Source organism: Paenibacillus sp. FW104-T2, assembly GCF_058789975.1.
Map to the genome: position 1 here is coordinate 150,314 of NZ_JBYTCE010000006.1, position 23,722 is coordinate 174,035.

The window sequence follows — 23,722 nt, forward strand, 5'->3', positions numbered from 1 at the left end:
TATGCAACCACAGTGGCTATATACGATTCGTTGGAGATTAATGCTGATCATGGTTGCAAGCCTGGCTTTAACAGGTGCAGCTATTTTTTTGGGGTATGTCATGGCAGGTGCACTGCAAAAAATGGATTACGCGGCTGTCCCGATCAATTGGTTCATCGAGCAAGCCGGATCCATTCGCGTGATGATCATAACCGGTATAATTCTGTTTCCCGTCACTTTTTTCCTTGCCAGCCTACGTTTGGTTCGAGATTTGCGCGCGATCAATGCAGGGTTGCAGGAAATATCGGCAGGTCGTTTCGGAAATGTGGTAACGATCAGTAGCAAGGATGAACTAAGCGTGATCGCTGAGAGTATGAATCATTTGAGCACCGAATGGGATCATTACTTGGCGGAGATCACATGTGGTTTGGAGGAAATTGCGAGCGGCCAGTTCGACCATCAAATTCCGGAAATTGCCGGTAATAAATTGGGCGAGGTCGCGCGCAGCATTAACCAGATGAGTATGCAATTGAAGCATTCTATAGCGGAGGAACGGAAGGCAGAAAAGACTAAAAACGATTTGATTACCGGTGTCTCCCATGATCTGCGTACTCCACTCACCTCGATTCTCGGTTTCCTCGAAGTGATCGAAAAGGATCGGTATCAAGATGAAGTGGAGATGCGTTATTTTGTTAACATTGCCTATGAGAAATCTTTGTCACTTCGGCGATTAATCGACGAACTGTTCGAATATACGCGTATTAACAACGGCATGCCTCTGGAGCTCGGAGAGCTTGATATCGCCGGGTTAATCGGTCAGCTTGCCGAGGAATTCGTGCCGATCACGGAGAAAGCAGGTATGGAAATCAGACTGAATATACAAGAAGGCGAATTCAAGACCCAAGCGGACGGAGGATTGTTGGTACGGGCGTTCGAGAATATAATCGCTAATGCCATCCAGTATGGGCAAACAGGAAAATATATCGATATTGATATCGAACAGGATGAAGATGTGCTGATTGTGCGTATCCAAAATTATGGTCCCCCCATTCCGGAAAGGGATTTGCCTTATATTTTCGACCGTTTTTATCGGGTAGAGCACTCCAGGTCAAAGCAGACCGGGGGCACGGGTCTTGGTCTGGCCATCACGAAAAGTATTATCGAGGTTCACGGAGGATCCATCACCGCGCGCAGCAGCAGAAAGGCCACCCTATTCGAGATGCGGTTCTCGGTTTACGGCCCCAATCGGACACATGCAACAGCATTAGAAGAAGTTCATGATGAACATGAAATCGAGCGGATCCCGACTGTGCACCCTAAACAAGGTCAGACTCCGAAACAAAAATTATTTACGCAGCAGCGACGTATTTTACACTTCAGGACTGCTGCGTTACCGATGATGGTATTACTCGTATGTGCGGTGATACTATTCAGCGTTAACAATTCATTCACCTCCGCTCTCGTGCTAAAGCTGCCTTCCATCTTCTCTCAAGCTGGCGATTCAGCGATGACGTCAATAAGCGGAAATAACGAGATGGCTTTAATAACCGGTAAAACAGACAAAGGCTATACACTTCTCATTCATAATTACTTTTTCGACGGTCAGAGCCTTAGCATCCAGTACTCCATGAAACATACTAACCAGATATCAGAGTCGCAGTGGGTGAAACAATCGGTCAAGCCTAATTTCACTCTGGATGTTTCAACGATAAAAGCAGTTCCCGGCATCGCCACGGATTCCGGTGTAACGTTAGCCAGAAACGGGACCATCAGATATTATTTTATTGAAGCTTCGCCACCTCCAGACCATTTCCTGTTGAGTGTCAATGTAAACCAGTTAGTCCTGTCCGATGACCAGGCTCAGCAGGATCTGCTCACCGGAGACTGGAGCTTCCAAATCCCTGTGGAGAAAAATTATAAACGAAAAGCGAACGGCCAAAGCGAGCCCTTATCCAATTCAACAGCATTGTAGCAGACCCATTTATTGAAACCCCAAACTTCAAATTATACTACCAGTTAATTAAACAAAAACAGCCGATCACTTCTATCGGCTGTTTTTTTGATTCTATTGAAAAGCGTCTTCCATTAGCTTAGTCCCTGATCTCATTCATGATGATGTTCGCCGTGATGGTGATCATGGGTATGACGGCTTGCGAGTTCGTTCAGCTCATCCACATATGTAACAGAAAGCTCGGCATAGAGCACTCCTTTTTGCACCTGAATCTGTTGATGCAGATGTCGCAAGCGTCCGAGGTTCCCCCTTACGGCGATAACCTCCAGGCATTGGTCGTGGTTCAGATGAACGTGCATGTTGGAGATAATGTCATGATGTGCATGATGCTGGAGTTCCATTAAACGGACAGGCAGATCGCTGATATGGTGGTCATAGACCATGACAATCGTTCCTGCCACATCCTGCTCGGACCGTAGACGGGAAGGCTCCAGTAAAGTTTTGCGAACCAGATCACGAAACGCCTCGGACCGGTTCTTATAGCCCCACTCTTCGATATATTCATCAAACTGTTCAATCAGCGGAGTAGGGAATGCCACGCCGAATCGGGTCAAATCTTCTTTATCAGCCATTCATAGCCTCCTGCACATCGTTTACACCTGAGTGTACCATAGTCCGGCTGCTTCATCGACGATGCTTCTGCAAAAATCGGACAACCTCCTCCAGCGCCCTTTTCCCGCCATCGGTCTGAAGCTGAAATTGATAGTCATGTCCCAGCTTTTCTGTAGAGGCAGTAAAAAACAGCGTTTCCGTTTCAACATCCAGTCGCTTCAACGTCTGTGCCAGTTCAACTGATTGCCCGGTTAACGGGTCATGATTGCCTGAAGTAATAAATGAAGGCGGATAATTCGGCGTAACCTGCAGTACGGTCGACATCTCATCCAGACGGGGAAATTCCTCAAAAGCCTTGATCCCCGTATAAGACCAGAGGAATGTCCGGATGAGAGGAAACCCGCTTTCACCAACGGTACTCATATTATAAGGGCCACAGTATAGAAGGACACCTCGCAGCTCTTCCGGTTGAATCGAGGGTTGTATGTTCATGAGCTGAGCAAGGGCCTGATTGGTTACCACTGCTGCAGTCTGACTGGCAATCTGAGCACCCGCGGAATTGCCTGCGAGAAAAATATTTTGGGGATCTCCCTTAAATTCGGTGGCATGATCCTGAATATAAGTCAGTGCCTGATTGGTTTGGAACACAGGCGTCGGATATGTGGCATCTGGTGCAAGTGCATAGTTCATACTGACGACCACGAACCCTCGCTCAGCCAGCTGCATCGCATAGTCGGCTATGTCTTTTTTGTCACCCAAGACCCAACCGCCCCCATGCACCCACAAGACAACAGGCAGCAATTCAGTCGCTGCTGACGGATAGTAGATATCCATCGTACTGTTGCTGCGTCCCCCATCAATATAGGCGACATCCTTTAGATGGCTTACCCCTTCAGCCATAACGACATCTGAATCAGATGGAGCAAGCTTGATTAGTGTTTTCAAAAAGAAAATAGGAATTTTGGGTGTAATCTGTGCGCCGATATAAAGAGTAAGTATAGTTACCATTACGATCACGCCCGGAATCCAATACGGCTTGTGTCTGTACCACGGCCTTGCCGTACCTTTGGTGTTTAACTTTAACTGCAACAGGGTCACCTCTGTTCATTCGTCTGTCTGCATCTAAAGTGGTGTACGCCTGGGGTACTGGCAGGGTTTCCATTTATTACGTCTTCTTGGCCAGTTCTTTTTTCACTTTCAGGTAGGTATCCGCAACTTTTTGCTCCAATGTATGGATATTTTGTTTGGAGCCAGCCCACTTCTCCGCAGCTGAAGAGAGCTGATTCAATGAACTTAATACACGTGAAGGCTGGCCATCTTTAATATTCTGTTTGAACAATTTCAATGCGTTCGTATATCGCTCTTTGGACAGGCTTGCCTGTTTTTTGGCGGTTTGAATCTGTTTCTTGAACGGGTCTGCAGCCGCAAGCATGGTGCGCAGACGCTTATCCTCTGTACTTTTGCGTTTGCGGGCATCGGCCAGCTGCTGTTTCTTGATGCGAATGTCTGCCTTCGCCAGCTGTACAGCAGGTTTTAGCGTGTCTGCCTGAGCACGGAGCGCGGCAGTCCACTCCTTGTTCTTGGCGGCTCTGGCTGCAGCAAGCTGCTTGTTGACCGCCGTGTACAATGTAAACATCGGCTCATAGCGGGTTTGGGTACGCTTCAGGGTATCGGCCAGTACAGCCAGTTTCGCCTCATCCGTTTTTCGTATTTCCTGACGAAGTCTGGCTAATTCTGCCGTATTCGCTGTATGAAGGGTTTTGGTTTTCTGCTCCCAGCTCTGCTCCTGCGTCGTCCATGTGCCCACTTTTTGATACGTTTGCTGAAGAGAAGCTTTCGTCTGGGCATCCGCCTTCTTAAGCAGAGCTTCCCATGATTTCTGAGCAGTTACGCCAAGATCCGGGCCAGCCGCCTCGGCAGCCGACGTAAAAAGATGCATGGAACCCATGCTGGCTACCAGAAGCAGTGCGATGCAAAACCGAGCGATAAACCCTTCCCTAGTCCTGCCTCTAACACTGTCTGAGCCCATAACGCAATCCATGCTGTGGTGTTCTTCCACCGTGTTCATTGAACCTTCCTCCTCGTTTACTCGAATGTAATGCAACTTTGCAGCTTCTTCGTTCTTCAGTTGAGCCAAGGTGAAGCGGCCGAAACAAACACAAAAAAAACACCCGTAGAATCAGGCGATTGCCTGATTCTACGGGTGCTTCCCTCATTAACCGTTCCCTATATGATTCGCAGTTTCATCTTATTTTTAGCGCGAATCTCAACCTTTTCAAATATATTCCAATACAATCTTTTCGTCAAGCAAGCCTCATGGGCTATACATCATACAATATCATGCAGCGGGAGAACCCTTCCCGCTCACCATTCGATCTACTTTTCGGACAAAATAGCTTTCATCTCTTCGGTTAGATCTTCTTCCTTCAGCATCATATAGATGTTTTCCCCACGTATGGCATTCAGCTTGATCTGATAAACGGTGGCTTTCTCCGTCCGCTCTCCTGATCGCTGACGTTCTAGCAGGTCGCTAATCATTTTTTTGTTTTTAGTTGCGACCTGCTTGCTGCTGCCCAGACTTCCATCAATATATTCCGGCTGAGCATATACCCACTGAGGATTACCCGGACTGTTGATCTCCTGCTTCACGAACTGCGCCGAAGCAATTTCGTCTGCCGTAACAAGCAGTTGATCATATAATTTGTTCTCTTTCAGCCACGCGATAACCCGGTCATAACTCGGTTTGATTTCATAATTCCACATTTCCCTCGGTTGATATGGATCCTTGGAATGGGATTCCTGATTTAATTCCGCGTATGCAAACGACTGCCAAGGGGAACGTTGTTCCTCATAGGTTTGATCCAGAATATCCTGCTTCAACAGTTCCTTGAACTCCCGAACCTGGTCAGGACTGCCAATGTATATTTTGCGATACGAACTGATGGTGGAACGGATACCAATACTGAGGATATCCTCATCCAGTTTGTACGTATCATAGGCTACCTTTTTATAATCCTCCAACTGTTTCAAGGCCATTAATTCCTGCCGGAATTCAGTTTCAGGAATTTGGTATTTCCGCTTCATAACCTTGCCGTTATTAAGCTTATAGCTGATATACACAGACTCATCATAATCATCATCCGGATTGACAGGGTCTAGCAACGGCAAGTCAGAATCAATGATTTTCTGATGAAGGGCAAGTACTGCCTCCACAAATTCAGGATTATCCGAGTAAAATGGATGATCATCCATCCTCTGATTCACTCCGTTAACGTAAGTGTAACGATCTCCTCCAAGCTTAATGCTTTTGACATCATTCACTTCCGGCACTCTGGCAGCGTAACCGTTCCAGTCAGCAACAGGCACGTACAGAATCAACGCGGACAGGAGGCCATACAAGGCAAGCTTGGGCAGTAATCTTACGTTCAAGATCAGCCACGTTTTGCGAATAATCATCTCGGCTACAATGTAACCGACTATGCCGCCAAGAACATATCCGAAGATGGTCCACCCGGTTGATTCTGGGGGTGCAATCATAGTGAAGTAGGCTCCGCCAATCAATACCAGCGTAAACATCAAGCCAAAGCGAAATATAGGTTTTACAAGAGTAAACGTAATCGCCTGAGTAGCGGATTCCACCTTACGCTTGGCATATAAAACATAAGCTAGTGGGATGAACAAGATGGCCAAAGCTGCATATATTATGAGTTCCGCTCCAATCACCGGATAATTCCTAATTGAAGCCATCCGAAGGACAAGGGACATTTTCTCTGCGTAGCTGTCCATATCACCATATGGATATCCAAACAGATAATGCTGCAGGTGCAGCGTAAAGATAAACCAGAACACAACAGGCAATATCAGGATTGCATATACCGTTAGTCCCTGCAGTACAGATTGGCCAATACACATGCCCACAGCTACAGTCAGCATAAACATAAACAGCGAATAAATGCTCATGCTAAGGCCCCACATCCAGATCTCACTGCCGTCAAAGATGAAGACCATATGATCCTGCGCAGCCCACACCCAACCTGTAATCGCCGTGGTAAGCCAGATCGGGATCAGGATCATTCCGAAGCCGGAGAGCAGATTGACTGTTAACAGATGTTTGCGCTTCAGTGGCAGACCGTGGAACAAGTCTGACGGCGCTCCGGATTGCATATAACGGAATAAGAAAATGCCCATCGCCACCGGGAATGTGATCGCAAACAAAATATGGGTTTCCCCATTTGCCTGAAACAAGCTGGTAATTTGCTGCGTTACACCACCTCTATGCTCTGTTGCAATGTAGAGCGGAAGCGAAAATAGCAATGTGAGCAGAAATAGTATTCCGAGCCAACCGTGCTGCCTGAAATTTTGGAACAGGATGCCCCGGTTACAGAATAATCGGTTGAATATCATAACCTGCATCCTCCATTTCATAAATAAATATTTCTTCAAGCGTCAGCGGCAGCACGTCCAGCAGATAAGGATTCAAGGCCCGGAACCGTTCCGTCACGTCCTCGCGACTGCCTTTGACAATGTACAGCGAGACACTTCCCCGCATCTCTTCATGTAAAATGTTCAGCTCATCCATCGCCTTGGCATCGTCAGGATGACGGAAAGCCACCTGAATCTTATGCGTATCGGCCTTCAGATCATCGAGATCCTTCTCTACAATCATGCGGCCCTTGTGCATAATGGCGACGTGGTCACACAGGTCCTCGATTTCGCGCAAGTTATGGGACGAAATAATAATGGTCACCTGACGCTCAGCGGCTTCCTGGAACAGCAAATTTTTGATCTGCTGCCGCATCACCGGATCAAGACCGTCAATCGGCTCATCCATGATCAGCACTTCCGGCATGCAGCTCAGCCCAAGCCATACAGCTGCCTGCCTGCGCATGCCTTTGGACATGCGATGCAGCTTGCGTTTTACATCCAGCTTGAACACCGTGGCCAGTTGTGCGAATCGCTCCTCATTCCAGCGCGGATATACGGAGCGATAGAAGGCCGCCATCTGGGTAATGGAGGATTGCGGGAAAAAGTAAGGCGCATCCGCCATAAAAATCGTGCGGCCCTTAAGGTCCATATTTTCATAGATTTCAGCCCCGTCAATGCGAACGGATCCGCTGTCCTGACGATAGATGCCTGCGATGATTTTGAGCAGCGAAGTCTTGCCTGCCCCGTTGGAACCGAGCAAACCGTAGATCGATCCCTTATGTATGTGCATCGTAACGCCATCCACCGCTTTTTCATGTTCAAACGCTTTAATGACCTGATTCAGCTCAATCATTCGGCTCCCCCTTTTCGATACGGGCCATCGCTTCCTGGAACAAAAGCGTCATATCCGCCTTGGTTAAACCGGAATACGTTGCTTCTGCAATCAGCTTCACCAGTGCCGCTCTAATCTCATCTCTCATGGCTGCATTCGGATGTTCCACAGACGATGATACGAAGCTCCCTTTTCCCTGCAAAGAGTAGATATACCCTTCGCGTTCAAGCTCCCGATATGCCTTCTGAATCGTATTCGGATTGACGGTCAGCTGCGCTGACAGTGTGCGCACCGAAGGAAGCTGCTCATCAGGTTGGAGAACACCGTATACGATCATTTCCTTGATTTTGTCCACTAGCTGTTCGTAGATCGCCTTACGGCTGCGTACATCTAATTCGAACATCCCGCACCTCCTCTCCCCAATTGATGTAATACCCCATAAGCGAATTGAATGACTGTATATGAAGTGTATGCTTTCTAAACATTAGGTGTATTAACTGTACTATTATTATTAATACAGTTGAATTGGATTGTCAACGGTAACTTTGACTTCACTCTTCATACGCGATACCTTTATATATATGAAGTGACATATATGCCATCCAAGCCCGGTTAACGAGGCAGCACACGTAAGTGGATCATGTTCAGACAAATACACGGAAAGGTTGTTCCTCTCTTTCCCATTCCGTTATGATGGAGATGGCCAAATATAGCGTTGAATCTTACACCTTATAAGGGAGAACTCCGATGAACAAACAAAATCAGGCTTTAAATCATACAGAGTCAGACGGCTCGGCATCGAACCAAGCAGTTCCGCGCGTATTAATCGTAACCGCTGTGGATGCAGAAAAAGATGCCGTACTTCGCGGTCTGGGTGACCAAGCCGCGGAAATGTTTGACGTGATCGCTGGCGGGGTGGGCCCGGCAGCCGTTGCAGTCAGCACGGCAGCCAAGCTGGCATTCGCCGCAGCGGCTGGCGGGAAGGCGCTGGCGCAGGGCTCCACCGCGCCAGACGGACCGGATGCGGCGCAGGCATCTGCCGCATCCACGGGGCCCCTTGCCGGAGCAGGCCTGACCCCAGCGTACACGCTGGTGATCAGTGCCGGCATCGGCGGCGGGTTCCCCGGCCGGGCGGACGTCGGCTCACTCGTGGTGGCCGACGCCATGGTGGCTGCCGATCTGGGCTCGCAGACGCCAGACGGCTTCCTCTCTGTGGACGAGCTCGGATTCGGCTCGTCCCGTGTGGCGGCGGACGCAGCGCTTGCCGCTCGCCTGCGCCATGAGCTGCAGCGGGCCGGGCACGCTGTCAGCGGAGGAACAGCGGTCACCGTGTCCACGGCGACCGGAACAGCCGAGACGGCCGCGGAGCTGCTGCGCCGCGTGCCGGATGCCACCGCCGAAGGCATGGAAGGCTTCGGCGTGGCAACGGCGGCCAAGCAGTTCGGCGTACCTGCGCTCGAACTGCGCGCCATATCCAACGCGGTCGGTCCACGCGACCGCGATGCCTGGCGCATCAAGGATGCCCTGGATGCGCTCCAGGCGGCAAGTTCCATTTTACGGGAGGTACTTACATCATGAAAATTGCATTTTCCCCTTGTCCTAACGATACATTTATCTTTCACGCCTGGGTGCACGGACGGATTCCGGGTGCTCCGGAACTGGATGTCCGCTATGCGGATATCGATATTACGAATGGCCTGGCTGCCAATCCCGGCGGACCGGATGTGTTGAAAATCTCCTATGCAGCATTGCCCTACGTGCTGAACGAGTATGCCCTGCTGCCTTCCGGCGGAGCGCTGGGAAGAGGATGCGGACCACTCGTTCTTACGGCTAACGGCACCACCGATCCGGCATATCTGTCCGGACGCAGGGTTGCCGTGCCAAGTGAACGCTCAACCGCTTATCTGCTGTTCCGTCTATGGGCAGCGCAGAATGTTCCAGGAGGCGTGGGCGAGATTGTTGTGATGCCGTTCGATCAGATCATGCCGGCGGTACGGGATGGCAAAATCGATGCTGGTCTGGTCATCCATGAAGCACGTTTCACGTACCAAAACTACAATTTGAAGCTGATGACCGACCTCGGAAGCTGGTGGGAAAGTGATACCGGCCTGCCGATCCCGCTTGGAGCAATCATTGCACGCCGCAATCTGGACGCTCATGCACTCGCTGGATGGGCACGTGCATCCGTGGAATACGCCTGGGCACACCCGGATGAATCCAAAGAATACGTTATGGCGCATGCACAGGAAATGGACCCGGATGTCGCGGCACAGCATATCGATCTGTACGTGAACGAGTTCAGTGCCCATCTGGGCGATGACGGCTATGGGGCAATCACAGCCCTGCTTGGACGAGCGATGAAAGAGGGCCTTGTTCCCGAATTCGACCTGAATCTGCTGCGGATCTGATCTGAGCGCAAACAGCAAGCCCTTCGTTAAGATGGCAATGAAGCCTGCTTACCTTGGGTTTTAGTTATTTTAGTCGCTAACGAACCTGTCGCAACCTATTCGGAGAATTCAGTCGTAATGGACAGGCTGATGAACATTAGACACGTTATTCGGACAGAAACCTGGGACTGACCAAGTGAAACGATGAAATAAGCCATCTACGATGCTTTACAATCAATGAACCTCTGGTACCTCTTCCAATAAGAGATACTGAGTTCGTTAGCTCTACTCATCAGCTCTATTCATCTAAGCAGCGACACTGGTTGCCTGTACGGCGCCACTAATTATGTATCAAAAAAGGGGGCTGTCCCATAGTCATCAGCATGACTTCATGGGACAGCCCCTTCTATCTCATTTTCGTTACTTACAATCGAACCTAGCACATGACAAGTTAGAACAATACATATTCCGGAAAACGTTTTAGTTACTCCACTCAATCCCTATTTCAACAAAGGCTACTCACTAGGTAAAGTCAAAGTCACCCTTAACTTAGCTACTACCTTACATACAAGAAGAACATGATTTACACTTCCGCCACTACGGTGCGTATCATTACCCGCAAGGCATCAAGCATTGTGCTTATCGGCAGCGACGCCACCGACGGCTGCAGCAATGACATCTCCGTTGAAGCCGGGAAATGCACAAATCCTGCCTGGATCGGCAGGTGCTGCAATCGAATGTAATCCAGCACACGATACATCGTATTGTTGCAAATATACGTTCCGGCGGTATTGGATACCGCTGCCGGAATGCCTGCCGCAGTCATATGATTCACCATCGCGCGGATGGGCAATGTCGAGAACAGGCCGTCCGGACTTCCTTCGGTTATGGGCTCGTCCACAGGACGCTGTCCCTGGTTATCCGCATAGGAGCCAGGCGGAATGTCTTTTACATTCACAGCGATGCGCTCAGGTGTCACAGCCGTCCGGCCTTTGGCAAGACCGCAGGCAATCACGACATCCGGACCGTATGCTTCCATCTCGGCAATCAGCAGATCCGCACATTCATCGAAATGTACCGGCAGCAGCACGGTTTTCAGTTCGGCTCCTTCCACCACTTCCTGTGCGAGAGCTTCCATCAGTTCTCCCGTGGGATTCACGGCATCCCCGCCAAAAGGTTCAAACCCTGAAATCAGAATTTTCATCCTAGTCCCACTCCCATCTATTCATTTCGTATCCCGAACGATTTCTCTGCATACTTACCTACATAGAACCGTCCGGTTATGATGGTTTACTATTACTCAAATTTATAACGCAAACCCCACTGTCCACGAATGGTATCCATCAGCTTCATGATCTCAAGGGACTCGTCCAGCGGGATAATTGAACTTTCCGTTTTGCCTTCCAGGATGCAGCGTCCAGCATCTTCTGCTTCAAATGCATAGCCGATGCTTGTCCGATCATCCGTAAACTTCTCGGGCTCGTCCTGACCGTTCACATGCAGGTATGCTTCTTTTCCAGCGAGGAACATCGGCAAACGGATATACCCTTCCGTACCATACACGACAGCTTCATTGCTCAGGTTCAGACGAACTGCCCCGTTCAATGATGCCGAGCGTCCTTCCGAGTAAGAGAGCAGTACGGAGAACTGTTCATCCACACCGGTCTCTCCGATGTTCGCCGTGCTCCAGACATGCTGCGGCTGCTCGCCAAAGATCATGGACGCAAATGAAATAGGATACACACCAGCATCCAGCAGAGCACCCCCGCCCAGGTCCGGGTTCAGCAGCCTTCCTTCAGGCTCCCAGCCGATACGGAAACCAAAGTCTGCTTTGACAAGCCGCACTTCACCGATTCGTCCTTCGGCAATCCACTTCCGCGCCTGAACAATCGGAGGCAAGAAACGCGTCCACATGCCTTCCATCAGGAAGAGCTTACGGCTGCGAGCCGTCTCCACCAGCTGCTCCAGCTGACGTCCGTTCATCGTAAACGGCTTCTCACACAGCACTGCTTTTCCCGCTTCCAGACAAGCCATTACATTTTCTTTATGAAAAGGATGCGGCGTAGCAACATAGATAATGTCCACCTCTGGATCCTGCAGCAGCTCTTCATACGATCCGTATCCGCTTGCAAAACCATATTCAGCTGCAAATTTCTCCGCACTTTCCCGTGTACGCGAACCAACCGCTGCCTTCACGGCATTGCCCGCATGCTCCAAATCTCTGGCAAACTGGGATGCGATCCATCCTGTGCCCATAATGCCCCACTTTACCTTGTCCTCTTGTCCCGTAACTCCTGTCATATGAAAGCCTCCCTTGTACCCTAATGGTAGAACCAATTCTGACTCTCCTCTATATTACCAAAAAGAACCTCTGGCGTCAGACGTTGGTTTCACCTCCTGCCCCGCATGCTTGCCCAGAGCTGCTTCCATTTCAATTCTCGAGCATTTTTGCTAAGATTATCAGCAGATCACGGATGAAAGGAAGATGCCGCTGTGTCTACTCTCGTAACCATTCAACAACTCACCAAACATATTGGAGCGACCGAGCAGCGTCTCTTGTTCGAGAAAGTGAATGCCTCTGTCGATGAAGGAGAGCGAATTGCTGTACTGGGTGCGTCCGGCCAGGGCAAAAGCACGCTGCTCCGCATCCTGTCCTTATTGGATGTACCCGATGGCGGAGATATCCTCTGGCAGGGCACCTCTTACCTCAATTCCGATCCCAGGATCTGGCGCATGCGCATGTCCTATGTTGCACAACAGCCCATTATGCTTGCAGGCAGCGTTGAAGATAATTTGAAAACCGTTCACTACCTCCATCGGACACCCTATGATTCAAATCTGGCTGGCCGTCTGCTGGCCGGAATGGGGCTGGAAGAATTGGATATACATAAGCGGGCCAGTGATCTTTCTGGCGGAGAAAAACAGCGCATAGCGCTGATCCGTTCCATCATGCTTCGTCCCAAAGTGCTGCTTCTGGATGAAGTCACCGCTTCTCTGGACCGGACCAATGCCAAGCTTGTCGAACAGCAATTGACTGAATGGAGCAAGCAAGAGGGCACTTCACTCGTATGGGTCACCCATGATCAGGAACAGGCACGCTCGTTCAGCACAACAACATGGTTCATGGGTGAACAGACCCTGCTGGAACGCCAGCCCACCTCCCTTTTCTTCGCCCATCCGCATTCGGAACTGGCCCGTCAATACATTCTGCGTCCTGCCCCCGAGGCAGATAAGGAGAATACATGTCCATCCTCGCACTGAGTTTTACCATCATATTTATTATGCTGACCATGCTTATTTCGGTTTGGCAGAAGCTTGGTCTGGAGAGAGATATTGCTGTAGGTACCGTTCGTTCGGCGGTTCAGCTGCTGCTGGTCGGATATGTACTTCAATTTATCTTCAACTCGGACCACCCTGCACTCATCATTGCGATTGTAGGTTTTATGATAACCGTGGCATCCTTCAACGCGGGCAAGCGAGGCAAGGGACTACGACGAATTACCCTGTACATCGCAGCAGCCATTACGGTGACCGAATTATTGATGATGGGACTCCTGCTGGGTCTTCACATTGTCGAGCCAACTCCGCAATACATTATTCCACTCAGCGGAATGACGATTGGCAATGCGATGGTTGTCTCCGGGCTCTTCCTGAATCAGATGAAACGTGAGGTTGAAGCTTCCAAAGGGGAGATTGAGACACTGCTCTCTCTGGGTGCTGCGCCCAGACGTGCATTTCAGGATGTATTGAAACGCTCTGTCAAATCCAGCATGATTCCAACCATTGACGGCATGAAAACGGTAGGCCTCGTTCAGCTTCCCGGCATGATGACCGGCATGATTATCGCGGGCGCTGACCCCGTCGAAGCTGTCCGTTACCAGATTCTGATTGTGTTTGCCTTCACCAGCTCAGCTGCCATCACCAGCATCATACTGAGTCTACTGACGTACAGACAATGGTTCACCTCAGATATGCGTCTACGCTCATTATAGAAAGAATCGAATTCATTTATTGAATCTATAGAACGAAAGGAGGCCCCTCCATGATAAGCAAATCAGATATGGTTCATCATCCGAACGCCCATCCCTCTGCGTCCGACAACATGAACCGTACCATTACGGCCACGGGCAAGGAAGCTGTATCACCCAGTGATCTGGGGCTGTTCCTGGAAGATACCCTGCTCGAACTTCACCAAACAGACCTGATCAGGTTCACGAGCAAGGAATGGACTTGGAGTAAACCCGATATTGACCACCATACCTTTATATACATGCATAAGTTTACGGGGAAACTGATCATGAATGATACCGAGCACCTCGTTACCCGCAAATCAGCCTTCCTCTGTAATCCAGGCACTGCCCTGGAATTATTCAGTGACGCGGGGCATGAGACCGAGCTGTATATCATCAATTATGATCTGTTCCGGGCAGCGGTGAAAAGCAAAACACGAATGATTTATGAGCGTGAATCAAGCTTCCCGGTAGAGGGCTGGATTCAGGGCCCTTATTATGGCATACAGCGCATAGCAGCTCAGTTGACTGCGGATGACGGACCAACCACTCATAAAAAGAAAATGCTCATGACCGAGCTGCTGCACATGCTCTGGCCTCAGGAAGAGCAGATAAATAACGATAGCGCAGAGGACGCCCCGGACCATTGGCTCCAGGTAACGATGCAATATATGCGCGACAACTATATGCATGAGATCAAACTGGAGAAACTGGCCGAACTTGCAGGCATGCATCCATCATATTATTCGCAGCTTTTCAAGAGCCGGATGTACAAAAATCCAATTGAATACGTAACCCATCTGCGCATGAACCGTGCCAAGGAACTGCTGATGACCTCGGACATGCGTGTTCGCGATGTGGCCCGAAGTGTAGGTTACCGGGACGAATTTTATTTCAGCCGGCGTTTTCGAAACCATGCCGGCTACGCGCCAACGTCCTATGCGAAGCAGGTGCACCGCAATATTGTTTCGCTTTCATACCCCTACACCGATCATCTGATGACTCTCGGCATAACGCCTTGTGCAGCTCAGATCCAGGGACATCTACCCCATATCCCGAAATCACTCCGTCTGCCCTTTCATGCCTATGAGCCCTGGGAGCAAGGACGTCAGGCATTCCTGGATGTGAACCCCGACCTGATTCTGACCAAGGACAATGCAGCCGCAAAAGCGATGGAACATATCGGGGATATCGCTCCGATCATCACCATCCCCTGGAATCAGACCGACATGTTCGGTCATCTTCATACAATTGCATCCATCGTGGATCGCACCCAGGCAGCGAATGACTGGCTGGAACGGCACGAACGCAAGGCTGAGCGTGCACGCAAAAAGATCAGGGATTCGATTGGACAGGTAACGGTTGCGGTATGCACATTAACTGCGAAGGGGCCGCGTATGTACAGCACCCGTAACTTCGGTCATGTGTTCTACCGCAGCCTGCAGCTGACTCCACCTGCACGCATTCAATCCGAGCTCGCTGGCAAACCTCCAGGTGTAGGTTTCAACTGGATGTCCATCACTCCAGGAGAATGGGATGGACTGGAGGCTGATGTTCTGCTGCTGGCTGTGACCTCGGTGAAAGAACGCGCCTCCCTGCTGCATCAAATCCATGCTGATCCGCTTTGGAATCAGTATCCGGCCGTCCGGAACGGGCATGTTCATGTCATTGATTGGAATTCATGGGTTGTATACGCACCCTATTCCATCAACATCCAGCTGGATGAGGCCGTTATGTTATTGACGAACAAAGGATCCTTTTTGTAATCTAAAAAATGTCCATCACCCGAATCTTAATTTATGCCATGTACGGGCCTGAATTAAGATTTTATAATGAACTCTAATTGATAATGATAATCAATAACAGCAGAGCTGATCTTGCTGGCAACAAAAGGAGTGACCCCCATTCAACATCCGGGACTGCCACATCGTCCGTCCAATTCAAGAAAATCCCCGGTGACAATTAGTCTAATGTTTTTGTCAGCCATCACCATTTTGCTGATTAGCCTGTTTGTCGCCATATCGCTTGGTGCCAAATCGTTAACACTTGAAACAGTGTGGGCTGCCATATTTCAGTACAATCCGGCTCTGACACCGCATCAGATCATCCATGAGCTCCGTCTCCCCCGCGTAGTTGCTGCCGCTGTCGTAGGCGCGGCCTTTGCAGTAGCAGGAGCACTGATGCAGGGAATTACGCGCAATCCGCTGGCGGATACGGGAGTCCTGGGCATTAACGCAGGTGCCACTTTCATGGTGGCGTTGAGCTTTGCCATCTGGCCGGGACTGCCTTATGCCTGGCTCATGGGTCTTTCATTCATTGGTGCCGTGCTGAGCACCCTATTTATTTTCCTGCTGGGGTCGGCTGCGCCGGGGGGACTGACTTCCATGCGGCTGACGGTTGCAGGTGCTGTCGTTGCAGCCATGCTCAGCTCGCTAAGTACAGGTGTCGCGATTTATTTTGACCTAAGTCAGGATCTCGCCTTTTGGTATGCCGGTGGCTTTGGCGGTATTGAATGGCGGCATCTGAGACTCATTGTTCCTGTGCTTCTGATCACGTTGCTGCTGACTATGCCTCTTGCCCGGAGAGTATCCCTCATGTCGCTTGGAGAGGAAGTTGCCCTGGGCCTGGGGATTCATATTCGCATGACCCGATTCCTTGCCCTCACGGCTGTGGTCATACTGGCAGGCGTGTCCGTATCCGCCGTTGGCTCGATCGGATTCGTCGGGTTAGTCATTCCGCATATTTCCCGTAAACTCGTCGGTGTCAATTATCGTCTGATCATTCCCATGTCCTCCCTGCTCGGAGCCATCCTTCTGGTATTGGCCGATCTGGGCTCACGCATCGTAAATCCACCGGAGGAGCTGGCGGTAGGCATCATGGTTGCTTTTGTCGGTGTACCGTTCTTCCTCTATCTGGCCCGCAAGGAAAGGAGGGCATTGTAACATGAGATCCACGATGCCTTCACGGGGAAAACGATCCATCGCAGTCAGCGTTACGCTGATCTGTATTGCATGCACGGTTATCGTGATTAGCCTGAATACGGGTACAATTCGTCTTTCTCCGCTCGCTGTACTGCAAACGCTGCTTGGACATGGCAGCCCGGACGATCAGATTGTGTTGTTCGATTACCGTTTGCCTCGCATTCTCATTACCGTCCTGGCTGGAGCAGGACTTGGCATCTCGGGAGCGGCCCTTCAAGGCATTACGCGCAACCCGCTTGCCGATCCGGGCATTCTTGGCCTTCATGCAGGAGCCGCATTGGGGCTGATGGTTTTCGTAAGTCTGTCCTATTCCATGGATGACTCGATTGCCCTGCTGATCCCCTTGTTTACTTTTGCAGGCGGAGTCATCTCAGCACTGATCATTATGCTGCTCGCCTATGACCGGCATAACGGAGTATCTCCCATCAAGCTGATCCTGGTCGGTATCGCGGTCGCCGCAGGGTTTCATGCGCTAACGTTATATCTGTCTCTTCGGCTGGATGAAGATACGTATTCCTTCGCTGCCCGCTGGCTCGCCGGCAGTGTGTGGGGTCGGGACTGGATTCACGTGCAGGCTCTGCTTCCATGGATTGCAGTCTGTGTTCCCTACATCTGGAGCCGGTCCAAAACGCTGGACGCTTTCGGTCTTGGAGATGCAGCCGCCACGGGCATCGGTACACCTGTCAGATCCCAGCGCATATGGCTTCTCTTATGTACAGTGGCGCTGTCAGCCATAAGTGTATCCATGGCCGGAGGTATCGGATTCATCGGGCTGGCCGCACCACATCTCGCCCGCAGACTTGTCGGTCCGATGCATCGCCACCTGATTCCGGCGGCCGGTCTCCTTGGCATGGTCATCCTGGTTACCGCCGATACGATTGGACGAACCATTTTCCAACCGAATGCCATCCCCGCAGGTATTGTGGTGGCTGCCATTGGTGCACCTTACTTTTTATATCTGCTGGTGCGAACCAAATGATCGAAGCCGTTGATCTACTTTATTCATCTAATTATTAACATCCAAGTGATGTTCAAGGAGAATGTGAATATTCATGTTAAAGAAAAATGTATTGCTCGCCCTGAGCATTTGCCTGATATTTGTGCTTGCCGCTTGTGGAACTGCCAGCAATTCTGGCTCTTCATCCGCTGCTGGCAGCACTTCAACGGATAGTACTTCCGAGCAGCAGGATAGCAGTCCGGCTTCCGGAGAACAACGCATCGCGTCGATGTCCATCCACCTGACGAATGACTTGCTGGCACTTGGCATCACACCCGTTGGGTCCGTCATTGGCGGCGAAGCCAAAGCATTCCTGTCCCATGTTGCAGATCGCCTGCAAAACACGACACCGCTTGGTCCGGTGAAAGATCCCGACATGGAAGCCCTACTTGCCCTGAAGCCCGATATAATCTATCTTGATGAAGAATTTTCCGGTGAGGACATTTCCAAGTTCGAGAAAATTGCTCCTGTGCATGTATTCAATCTGGATGACGGTACATGGCGTGATCACCTGAAGGATATTGGCAAGCTGGTTGATCGCGAGAAGGAAGCAGAGCAATATATTCAGGATTATGCAGCAGAGACCGAAGACGTAAAATCATTAATTCATGACGAGATCGGCGATGGTACCGTGATGGCCATCCGTGTAACTGCCAAAGAATTGCGTGTGTTTAGCACACGCCGCCCAATGGGGCCAATCTTGTATGATGATCTTGGACTGACCCCGGCCAAAGGCATATCGGATATTGATTCCACCAAGCCTTACCAGGTGATCTCCCGTGAAGTACTGCCTGATTTCGATGCAGATGCCATCTTCGTAGTGGTGAACTCGGATGAGGAAGCGGAGAACATGTTCAAAGAACTGCAAAACAACCCGATCTGGCAAGGGCTAAAAGCCGTTAAAGCCGGTCACGTGTACACCATCGGCGCGCAGCCTTGGCTGGACTACTCCGCCATTGGCAATAAAATGGCTCTGGATGAAGCCAAAGAGATGTTTACCCAAAAATAAACCAACGCCTTAATGGAAAAATCATAAAAAAACCTCGCTTACGAACTGGAGAGGGAACGGCAGACTTGCTGTCCTGTTCTCCTCCGTCCGAAGCAGAGGTTTTTTTCTATATATTAATGAAAGCCTGGCATTCCTCATCCTCATAAGGTACAAACGACAATCTCAACATCCGTGTCAGCAAACGTATCCTGAATAATGCCGCTTACTTTGTCCCACTTCAGTCTGTCGAGTCCGCAACCAATCTGCGGCATGGCCAGCTTGTTGATTTCTTGTTCTACACAGACGTCTCGCATCGATTGCACCGCTTGGGTAAACGATGGATAGGTCGGTTTATTCGAAAACTTCGCCTTGGTTACCAGATTCAACGTACGTCCCACCGGGTAACACCGTCCAATCTCAAGCGCTTCCTGCTTCGCCTGCTCCTGTAGAACCTGAAGCCCGAACCTTTCCCGAAACTGTACTGCAATTCCCGCCCCCATACGAGCATCAGCGGAAATACAATGAGCGAGCGTATAAGCTTCATCCATTGCAAACAAATCCTGTTGGATCTCACGAAATTGCATCTGAATCCTCCTTCTTCACATCTTAAAATGACTTACTTGCTGTTCAAAGCAATTGTTCTTGAAACGCCTTGATTATTCTCTGTCCAGCTGATCTGTCCAACACAGCAAATACAATCCGCTCAAAGGACTGCCTGAAATTCTCCTGTACCAGGACATCACGGAAATACCTAGCCACATCCACCGGGTCATTCCGGAACACCCCGCAACCATAAGCACCCAGAACAAGGGTACGATGACCATTCATCGCTGCCACGTCCAAAATATACCGAATTCGCTCCTTCATGACCGACTCGATCTGCTGGTCATCTGCCTGCTCCCGTTCCTTCACAACGCCAGCATTGACGGCAGGAGCCGTAATAAAGGCGGTCGTGTAATATTGGGCTAGCAGCCGGTCCTCATCATCACGTATGACAGGTACATCCGGCGAATAGATCATATAGTCGGAATACAGACAGGTGCGCAGCTTACGATTATGATCATACATTTCATTCATTTGAGAAATACAAGGATATAACCCGGAAGCTCGGGCGAGACTCTCTTCCTGTGCCTGACTTCCACCCAGGAAACCTCCACCCGGATTTTTCGCTGAGGCAAAGTTCAGGCAAACGACATCCGTTCTCCCCTCGTCCACCACGAGACGTGAGGCTGCGGCAAGCGTCGTCTCACCGGTGACTTCAATCTGGGCAGCTGCAGACTTAGGCGCTGCCTGTAATTGGCGCACCTGCTCCCGAAGTGCCGGAAGTTCATCCGGACGGTATAAAACGGAGCCCTGAATCGCTCGTTTCAAATCTTCATCAATCGACACCCTCCGGTCATATCCGTTGATGTACTGCCCCTCTTCCAGGATGGCCAGTGTTTCCTGGGCAATACGAGCCCGGCCCGAGCGCTGATTCGTGCTTTTTAGCTGGTTATTTTTCATATGCTGGTTTGCATTCATTCGAATCACTTCCTATCTCATCTCTTAGCCGGGTCAGAATCTCACCGAGCCAGTTGGTTCCTCGCCATGTTCTGCGATGGCGGATACGTGGATCTTCTTCTGCCAGTCCAACGCCCCAGATCCGGTCATCCGGGCTTGCTTCCACAAGGGTCGTTCCACGGGTGGCGAGCAATGCGGCAAGCAGTTCTTCATTTTGTGTGAATTTGGCATGATTGCCTTCATAAACAATGCGTTTGCAGCTTGCTTCCCATATCGTCTGGTCGAATCCGGTTACCTGTCTGCCCAGCTTTTTTTGTACTGAAGCTGAGCTTGCCTTCAAAATCTTGTCCGCCATGGCCTGATCGCCAAACAGCAGTGCTTTTTGATGCATCATGTATTGTTCGGCACTCGTATAACCAATTCCGTTCACCGTAAAATCAGCCGGATGCCACTGGGAAAAGGGTGATGCGGTACGCCAAAAGAAAGTAAACTTCTCCATGATTCCTTATGTCCTCCTTGCAATAAAACAATTATGTTGTCTTACGCTCTGGGTTCAGTCTGTATAAGCGGGAAGGACGATGTCCTGCATTGCCCGTAAACTCTCCGGTTTCGATCACCCAATCCGCAATTTTGCGCCGGAAGGCTGCAGCCAGCAGTTTTTTGCCACCAATAATCTCATAGACCTTCTGCAGGGCCGTCAGCGTAAATGTCTCCGGCATCAGATTAAAAGCAATATCCGTATATTCCACTTTCGATCGTAATCGTTCCAGCGCATAAACCATGATCTTAGCATGGTCAAACGCTATGCCCTTCACTTCCAAGATTGTCATACTGCTGCTTCGAATGCTTCCTTCCACAGCTTCCTTCACCTCAATGACAGCCGATAGCTCCTCTGTTCCGTTCGACAACGTCAGCTGCACTCTTCTTTCCGTCGTACGACCTCGTTCATGAATATGACGTTTCTCCTCAAGGAGCCGCTGTTCTACCCTGAACCAGTCCGCATCACTCGCATCATCGCCTGCTTCCAGTTCAAGCTCGCTGCTATCAACGAGCGCCATGTACGAGCAGCTAATTACCCTTGTACGAGGATCACGGTGCACATCGCCCCACGTGTACAACTGTTCCAGATAGATGTCATCCAGCCCGGTCTCTGTAACCAGCTCGCGGCGTGCTGCATCCTCCAGGGATTCCTGCATGGACACGAATCCACCCGGTAATGCCCACTTGCCCATATAGGGATGACCACCGCGGCGAATCATTAGCAGCTGCAGTGCCGGCTCAGCAAGTTTGCGATAATTGGACTGAGCTTCGCTCCTTATCGTGAAGACAAGCATATCTACTGTCACCGAAGGACGCTCATAATCACCTGCATCATATGTCTCCAGAAACTGCTGCTCGCTTATATTGGCATGATTCAGATGGTCCAATGGTCGGCCCTCCGAATAACCTTCATTTGTCATATTTAAAACCCCATTCTGTTATTAATAAAATGTTATTAACAATTAGATAATAAGAGGTTAACACATCCATTAGCCTTCGTCAATATTTCCCATATCTTAAAAATAAGAACTTCTGTACTGGTTGGGATCGGTGGGTGTTAAACTGCTTGATTTCAATGACAAAGGAAATAAATTCCTGATAAATTCCTGATTCAGGAAAAAAAGGGTTGACGGTGCGAAGTGGAGGTCTGTATACTGTGTATATTGATATATACAGTATACACAGCGAACACAGCTTGCATAGTAAAAGTGTTAGATGGAAAGGCAGGCTTGGTGGCTAACCCGCAGCGATCATTTTAATACAACTGTGTTATATCTTTTTCAATACAACTGTGTTATATTAATTTCAATTCATTCGTATTAATAAGGGGGATGTTTCGCTGGAATGAAAAGAATCGTATTATTGGATGTTCTTAGAGGATTTGCGATTATCGGTACATTGGGGACGAATATTTGGCTTTTTGCATACTTAGGCTCTCTGAACAAAATGTTTGGCGATCCGCTTCAACCCTGGTGGACCTCGGGTGATCGTTTACTGCAAACACTGATGCTTATGCTGGTGAACGGAAAATTCCTCGGACTTCTTACTCTTCTCTTCGGGGCAGGAATGGAATTAAAGCGGCAAAAAGCACTTCGTAAAGGATATGTCTGGCCAGGGGTTTACATATGGACATGTGTGCTGCTGCTCATTGATGGATTGCTGCACTACACGTTGGTCTTGGAATACGATGTGCTGATGAGTTATGCAATTACTGGCATCATCGTGTCCTTCATCATCAACCGTTCCCGCCGCTTTATTTTGATCGTGATGGGGCTCATGGGTGGTATACATCTCATCGGAGTGGGTGGAATTACCGCACTGTTGGCCCTTACAGAGAGTGGTGCCACCTTCAATAACATGGACGTGATTGCCAAGCTATACGCCACGGGAACATGGTGGGAGCAGGTTCTATTCCGGCTGGACAACTTTGCTTTCTTTCGAACAGAGTCCATCATCATCATGCCGCTGAATATATTTCTGTTCCTGCTGGGTTCCATGCTCATGCGTGCAGGCCTATTCTCAGACGAGGCATCCGGACGTCTTAGACGCCGCAAATGGATGAATTTCGGGCTTGCCGCCGGCATTCCTCTGAACCTGCTCCTGCTGGTGCCGGGAGGCAGCATGGACTTGTTTGTTCGGTACATCAGTGCACCGATCCTTACGTTCGGCTATCTTGGGCTAATCGCTTACATGCTGGAAAAAAATAGGTTTGCCGGTCTGTTCAGGCGGTTCGAAGAGATTGGCAAGATGGCATTGAGCTGTTACATTCTGCAAAACATTCTGGCTTCCGCCATCTTTTACGGATGGGGTCTGGGGCTCGGTGGTTATCCCCCTTCGCTTGTGATTGTGTTACTGTGGGCCGGCATCTGTATTGTATTGATGTTATTCTCACATGCATGGCTGCTCAAATTTAAATCGGGACCGGTCGAATGGTTATGGCGCAAGCTCTCCATCTCTCCTGCCGTCAAGTCACAGTCACGGACTGAACAGATGTAATATCAAAATGGTTCCCTGAATTGA

General features: G+C 49.9%; 22 protein-coding genes. 10 read left to right on the plus strand and 12 right to left on the minus strand.

Annotation, left to right across the window (positions count from 1 at the left end; translation table 11 throughout):
* Position 1: 1 nt before the first annotated feature.
* Positions 2–1,951, plus strand: coding sequence for an ATP-binding protein (locus AC3WQ3_RS10095; RefSeq protein ID WP_492472165.1), 1,950 nt, complete (start codon positions 2–4; stop codon positions 1,949–1,951).
* A gap of 131 nt (positions 1,952–2,082) precedes the next feature.
* Here AC3WQ3_RS10095 and nikR read toward each other — a convergent pair whose 3' ends face one another.
* From nikR to AC3WQ3_RS10125, 6 genes are all read right to left on the minus strand, one after another.
* Positions 2,083–2,562, minus strand: a complete 480-nt coding sequence (nikR, locus tag AC3WQ3_RS10100) for a nickel-responsive transcriptional regulator NikR (RefSeq protein WP_492472166.1) — start codon at positions 2,560–2,562, stop codon at positions 2,083–2,085.
* A 52-nt stretch (positions 2,563–2,614) separates the two neighbouring features.
* Positions 2,615–3,631 carry an alpha/beta hydrolase gene (locus AC3WQ3_RS10105; RefSeq protein WP_492472167.1) on the minus strand — a complete coding sequence of 339 codons (1,017 nt, stop codon included), beginning with the start codon at positions 3,629–3,631 and terminating at the stop codon, positions 2,615–2,617.
* A gap of 76 nt (positions 3,632–3,707) precedes the next feature.
* A complete protein-coding gene (locus AC3WQ3_RS10110) occupies positions 3,708–4,610 on the minus strand; it encodes a hypothetical protein (protein ID WP_492472168.1) in 903 nt (300 codons plus the stop codon).
* 308 nt (positions 4,611–4,918) lie between these two features.
* Positions 4,919–6,946, minus strand: coding sequence for a hypothetical protein (locus AC3WQ3_RS10115; RefSeq protein WP_492472169.1), 2,028 nt, complete (start codon positions 6,944–6,946; stop codon positions 4,919–4,921).
* Positions 6,921–7,820 carry an ABC transporter ATP-binding protein gene (locus tag AC3WQ3_RS10120; protein ID WP_492472170.1) on the minus strand — a complete coding sequence of 300 codons (900 nt, stop codon included), beginning with the start codon at positions 7,818–7,820 and terminating at the stop codon, positions 6,921–6,923. Before AC3WQ3_RS10120 ends, AC3WQ3_RS10115 begins: the two co-directional genes overlap by 26 nt.
* Complete coding sequence (locus AC3WQ3_RS10125) at positions 7,813–8,202, minus strand: GntR family transcriptional regulator (RefSeq protein ID WP_095288792.1); 390 nt, start codon at positions 8,200–8,202, stop codon at positions 7,813–7,815. Before AC3WQ3_RS10125 ends, AC3WQ3_RS10120 begins: the two co-directional genes overlap by 8 nt.
* A gap of 344 nt (positions 8,203–8,546) precedes the next feature.
* On the opposite strand from AC3WQ3_RS10125, the gene AC3WQ3_RS10130 reads away from it, so the two are divergent.
* Positions 8,547–9,377 carry a futalosine hydrolase gene (locus AC3WQ3_RS10130; RefSeq protein ID WP_492472171.1) on the plus strand — a complete coding sequence of 277 codons (831 nt, stop codon included), beginning with the start codon at positions 8,547–8,549 and terminating at the stop codon, positions 9,375–9,377.
* Positions 9,374–10,207: a 1,4-dihydroxy-6-naphtoate synthase gene (locus AC3WQ3_RS10135; RefSeq protein WP_492472172.1), complete on the plus strand. Its 834-nt coding sequence runs from the start codon at positions 9,374–9,376 to the stop codon at positions 10,205–10,207. Before AC3WQ3_RS10130 ends, AC3WQ3_RS10135 begins: the two co-directional genes overlap by 4 nt.
* 562 nt (positions 10,208–10,769) lie before the next feature.
* On the opposite strand, the gene AC3WQ3_RS10140 is transcribed toward AC3WQ3_RS10135, so the two are convergent.
* Both AC3WQ3_RS10140 and AC3WQ3_RS10145 read right to left on the minus strand, forming a co-directional pair.
* The gene (locus AC3WQ3_RS10140) at positions 10,770–11,390 is read right to left on the minus strand and encodes a pyroglutamyl-peptidase I (protein ID WP_492472173.1); all 621 of its coding nucleotides are present in this window, start codon (positions 11,388–11,390) and stop codon (positions 10,770–10,772) included.
* A gap of 92 nt (positions 11,391–11,482) precedes the next feature.
* Complete coding sequence (locus tag AC3WQ3_RS10145) at positions 11,483–12,487, minus strand: Gfo/Idh/MocA family protein (RefSeq protein ID WP_492472174.1); 1,005 nt, start codon at positions 12,485–12,487, stop codon at positions 11,483–11,485.
* 192 nt (positions 12,488–12,679) lie between these two features.
* Between AC3WQ3_RS10145 and AC3WQ3_RS10150 the strand changes: the two genes are divergently transcribed.
* The 6 genes from AC3WQ3_RS10150 to AC3WQ3_RS10175 all read left to right on the plus strand — a co-directional run bounded on the left by AC3WQ3_RS10150 (position 12,680) and on the right by AC3WQ3_RS10175 (position 19,183).
* Positions 12,680–13,447, plus strand: a complete 768-nt coding sequence (locus AC3WQ3_RS10150) for an ABC transporter ATP-binding protein (RefSeq protein WP_492472175.1) — start codon at positions 12,680–12,682, stop codon at positions 13,445–13,447.
* Entirely contained in the window at positions 13,429–14,178 is a 750-nt protein-coding gene (locus tag AC3WQ3_RS10155) for an ABC transporter permease (RefSeq protein ID WP_095288786.1), read from the plus strand. The genes AC3WQ3_RS10150 and AC3WQ3_RS10155 overlap by 19 nt, the downstream gene beginning before the upstream one ends.
* Before the next feature lie 50 nt (positions 14,179–14,228).
* A complete protein-coding gene (locus AC3WQ3_RS10160; protein ID WP_336781263.1) occupies positions 14,229–15,962 on the plus strand; it encodes a helix-turn-helix domain-containing protein in 1,734 nt (577 codons plus the stop codon).
* A gap of 153 nt (positions 15,963–16,115) precedes the next feature.
* A complete protein-coding gene (locus AC3WQ3_RS10165) occupies positions 16,116–17,138 on the plus strand; it encodes a FecCD family ABC transporter permease (RefSeq protein WP_419720017.1) in 1,023 nt (340 codons plus the stop codon).
* A 1-nt stretch (position 17,139) separates the two neighbouring features.
* A complete protein-coding gene (locus AC3WQ3_RS10170) occupies positions 17,140–18,156 on the plus strand; it encodes a FecCD family ABC transporter permease (protein WP_419720006.1) in 1,017 nt (338 codons plus the stop codon).
* A 73-nt stretch (positions 18,157–18,229) separates the two neighbouring features.
* Complete coding sequence (locus AC3WQ3_RS10175; protein ID WP_336781264.1) at positions 18,230–19,183, plus strand: iron-hydroxamate ABC transporter substrate-binding protein; 954 nt, start codon at positions 18,230–18,232, stop codon at positions 19,181–19,183.
* Between the two features lie 140 nt (positions 19,184–19,323).
* On the opposite strand, the gene AC3WQ3_RS10180 is transcribed toward AC3WQ3_RS10175, so the two are convergent.
* From AC3WQ3_RS10180 to AC3WQ3_RS10195, 4 genes are read right to left on the minus strand one after another with little or no spacing between them, the layout of a single operon-like run.
* Positions 19,324–19,746 (minus strand): macro domain-containing protein, encoded by a 423-nt coding sequence (locus AC3WQ3_RS10180; protein WP_336781265.1) that lies wholly within the window; start codon positions 19,744–19,746, stop codon positions 19,324–19,326.
* A 43-nt stretch (positions 19,747–19,789) separates the two neighbouring features.
* Positions 19,790–20,683, minus strand: a complete 894-nt coding sequence (locus AC3WQ3_RS10185) for a TIGR02452 family protein (RefSeq protein WP_419720007.1) — start codon at positions 20,681–20,683, stop codon at positions 19,790–19,792.
* Entirely contained in the window at positions 20,655–21,161 is a 507-nt protein-coding gene (ybiA, locus tag AC3WQ3_RS10190; protein ID WP_336781266.1) for a riboflavin biosynthesis intermediates N-glycosidase, read from the minus strand. The genes AC3WQ3_RS10185 and ybiA overlap by 29 nt, the downstream gene beginning before the upstream one ends.
* Before the next feature lie 31 nt (positions 21,162–21,192).
* The gene (locus AC3WQ3_RS10195) at positions 21,193–22,122 is read right to left on the minus strand and encodes an NUDIX hydrolase (protein ID WP_492472176.1); all 930 of its coding nucleotides are present in this window, start codon (positions 22,120–22,122) and stop codon (positions 21,193–21,195) included.
* Positions 22,123–22,546: 424 nt separating this feature from the next.
* Between AC3WQ3_RS10195 and AC3WQ3_RS10200 the strand changes: the two genes are divergently transcribed.
* Entirely contained in the window at positions 22,547–23,698 is a 1,152-nt protein-coding gene (locus AC3WQ3_RS10200) for a DUF418 domain-containing protein (protein ID WP_492472177.1), read from the plus strand.
* The last annotated feature ends 24 nt before the right edge of the window (positions 23,699–23,722 follow it).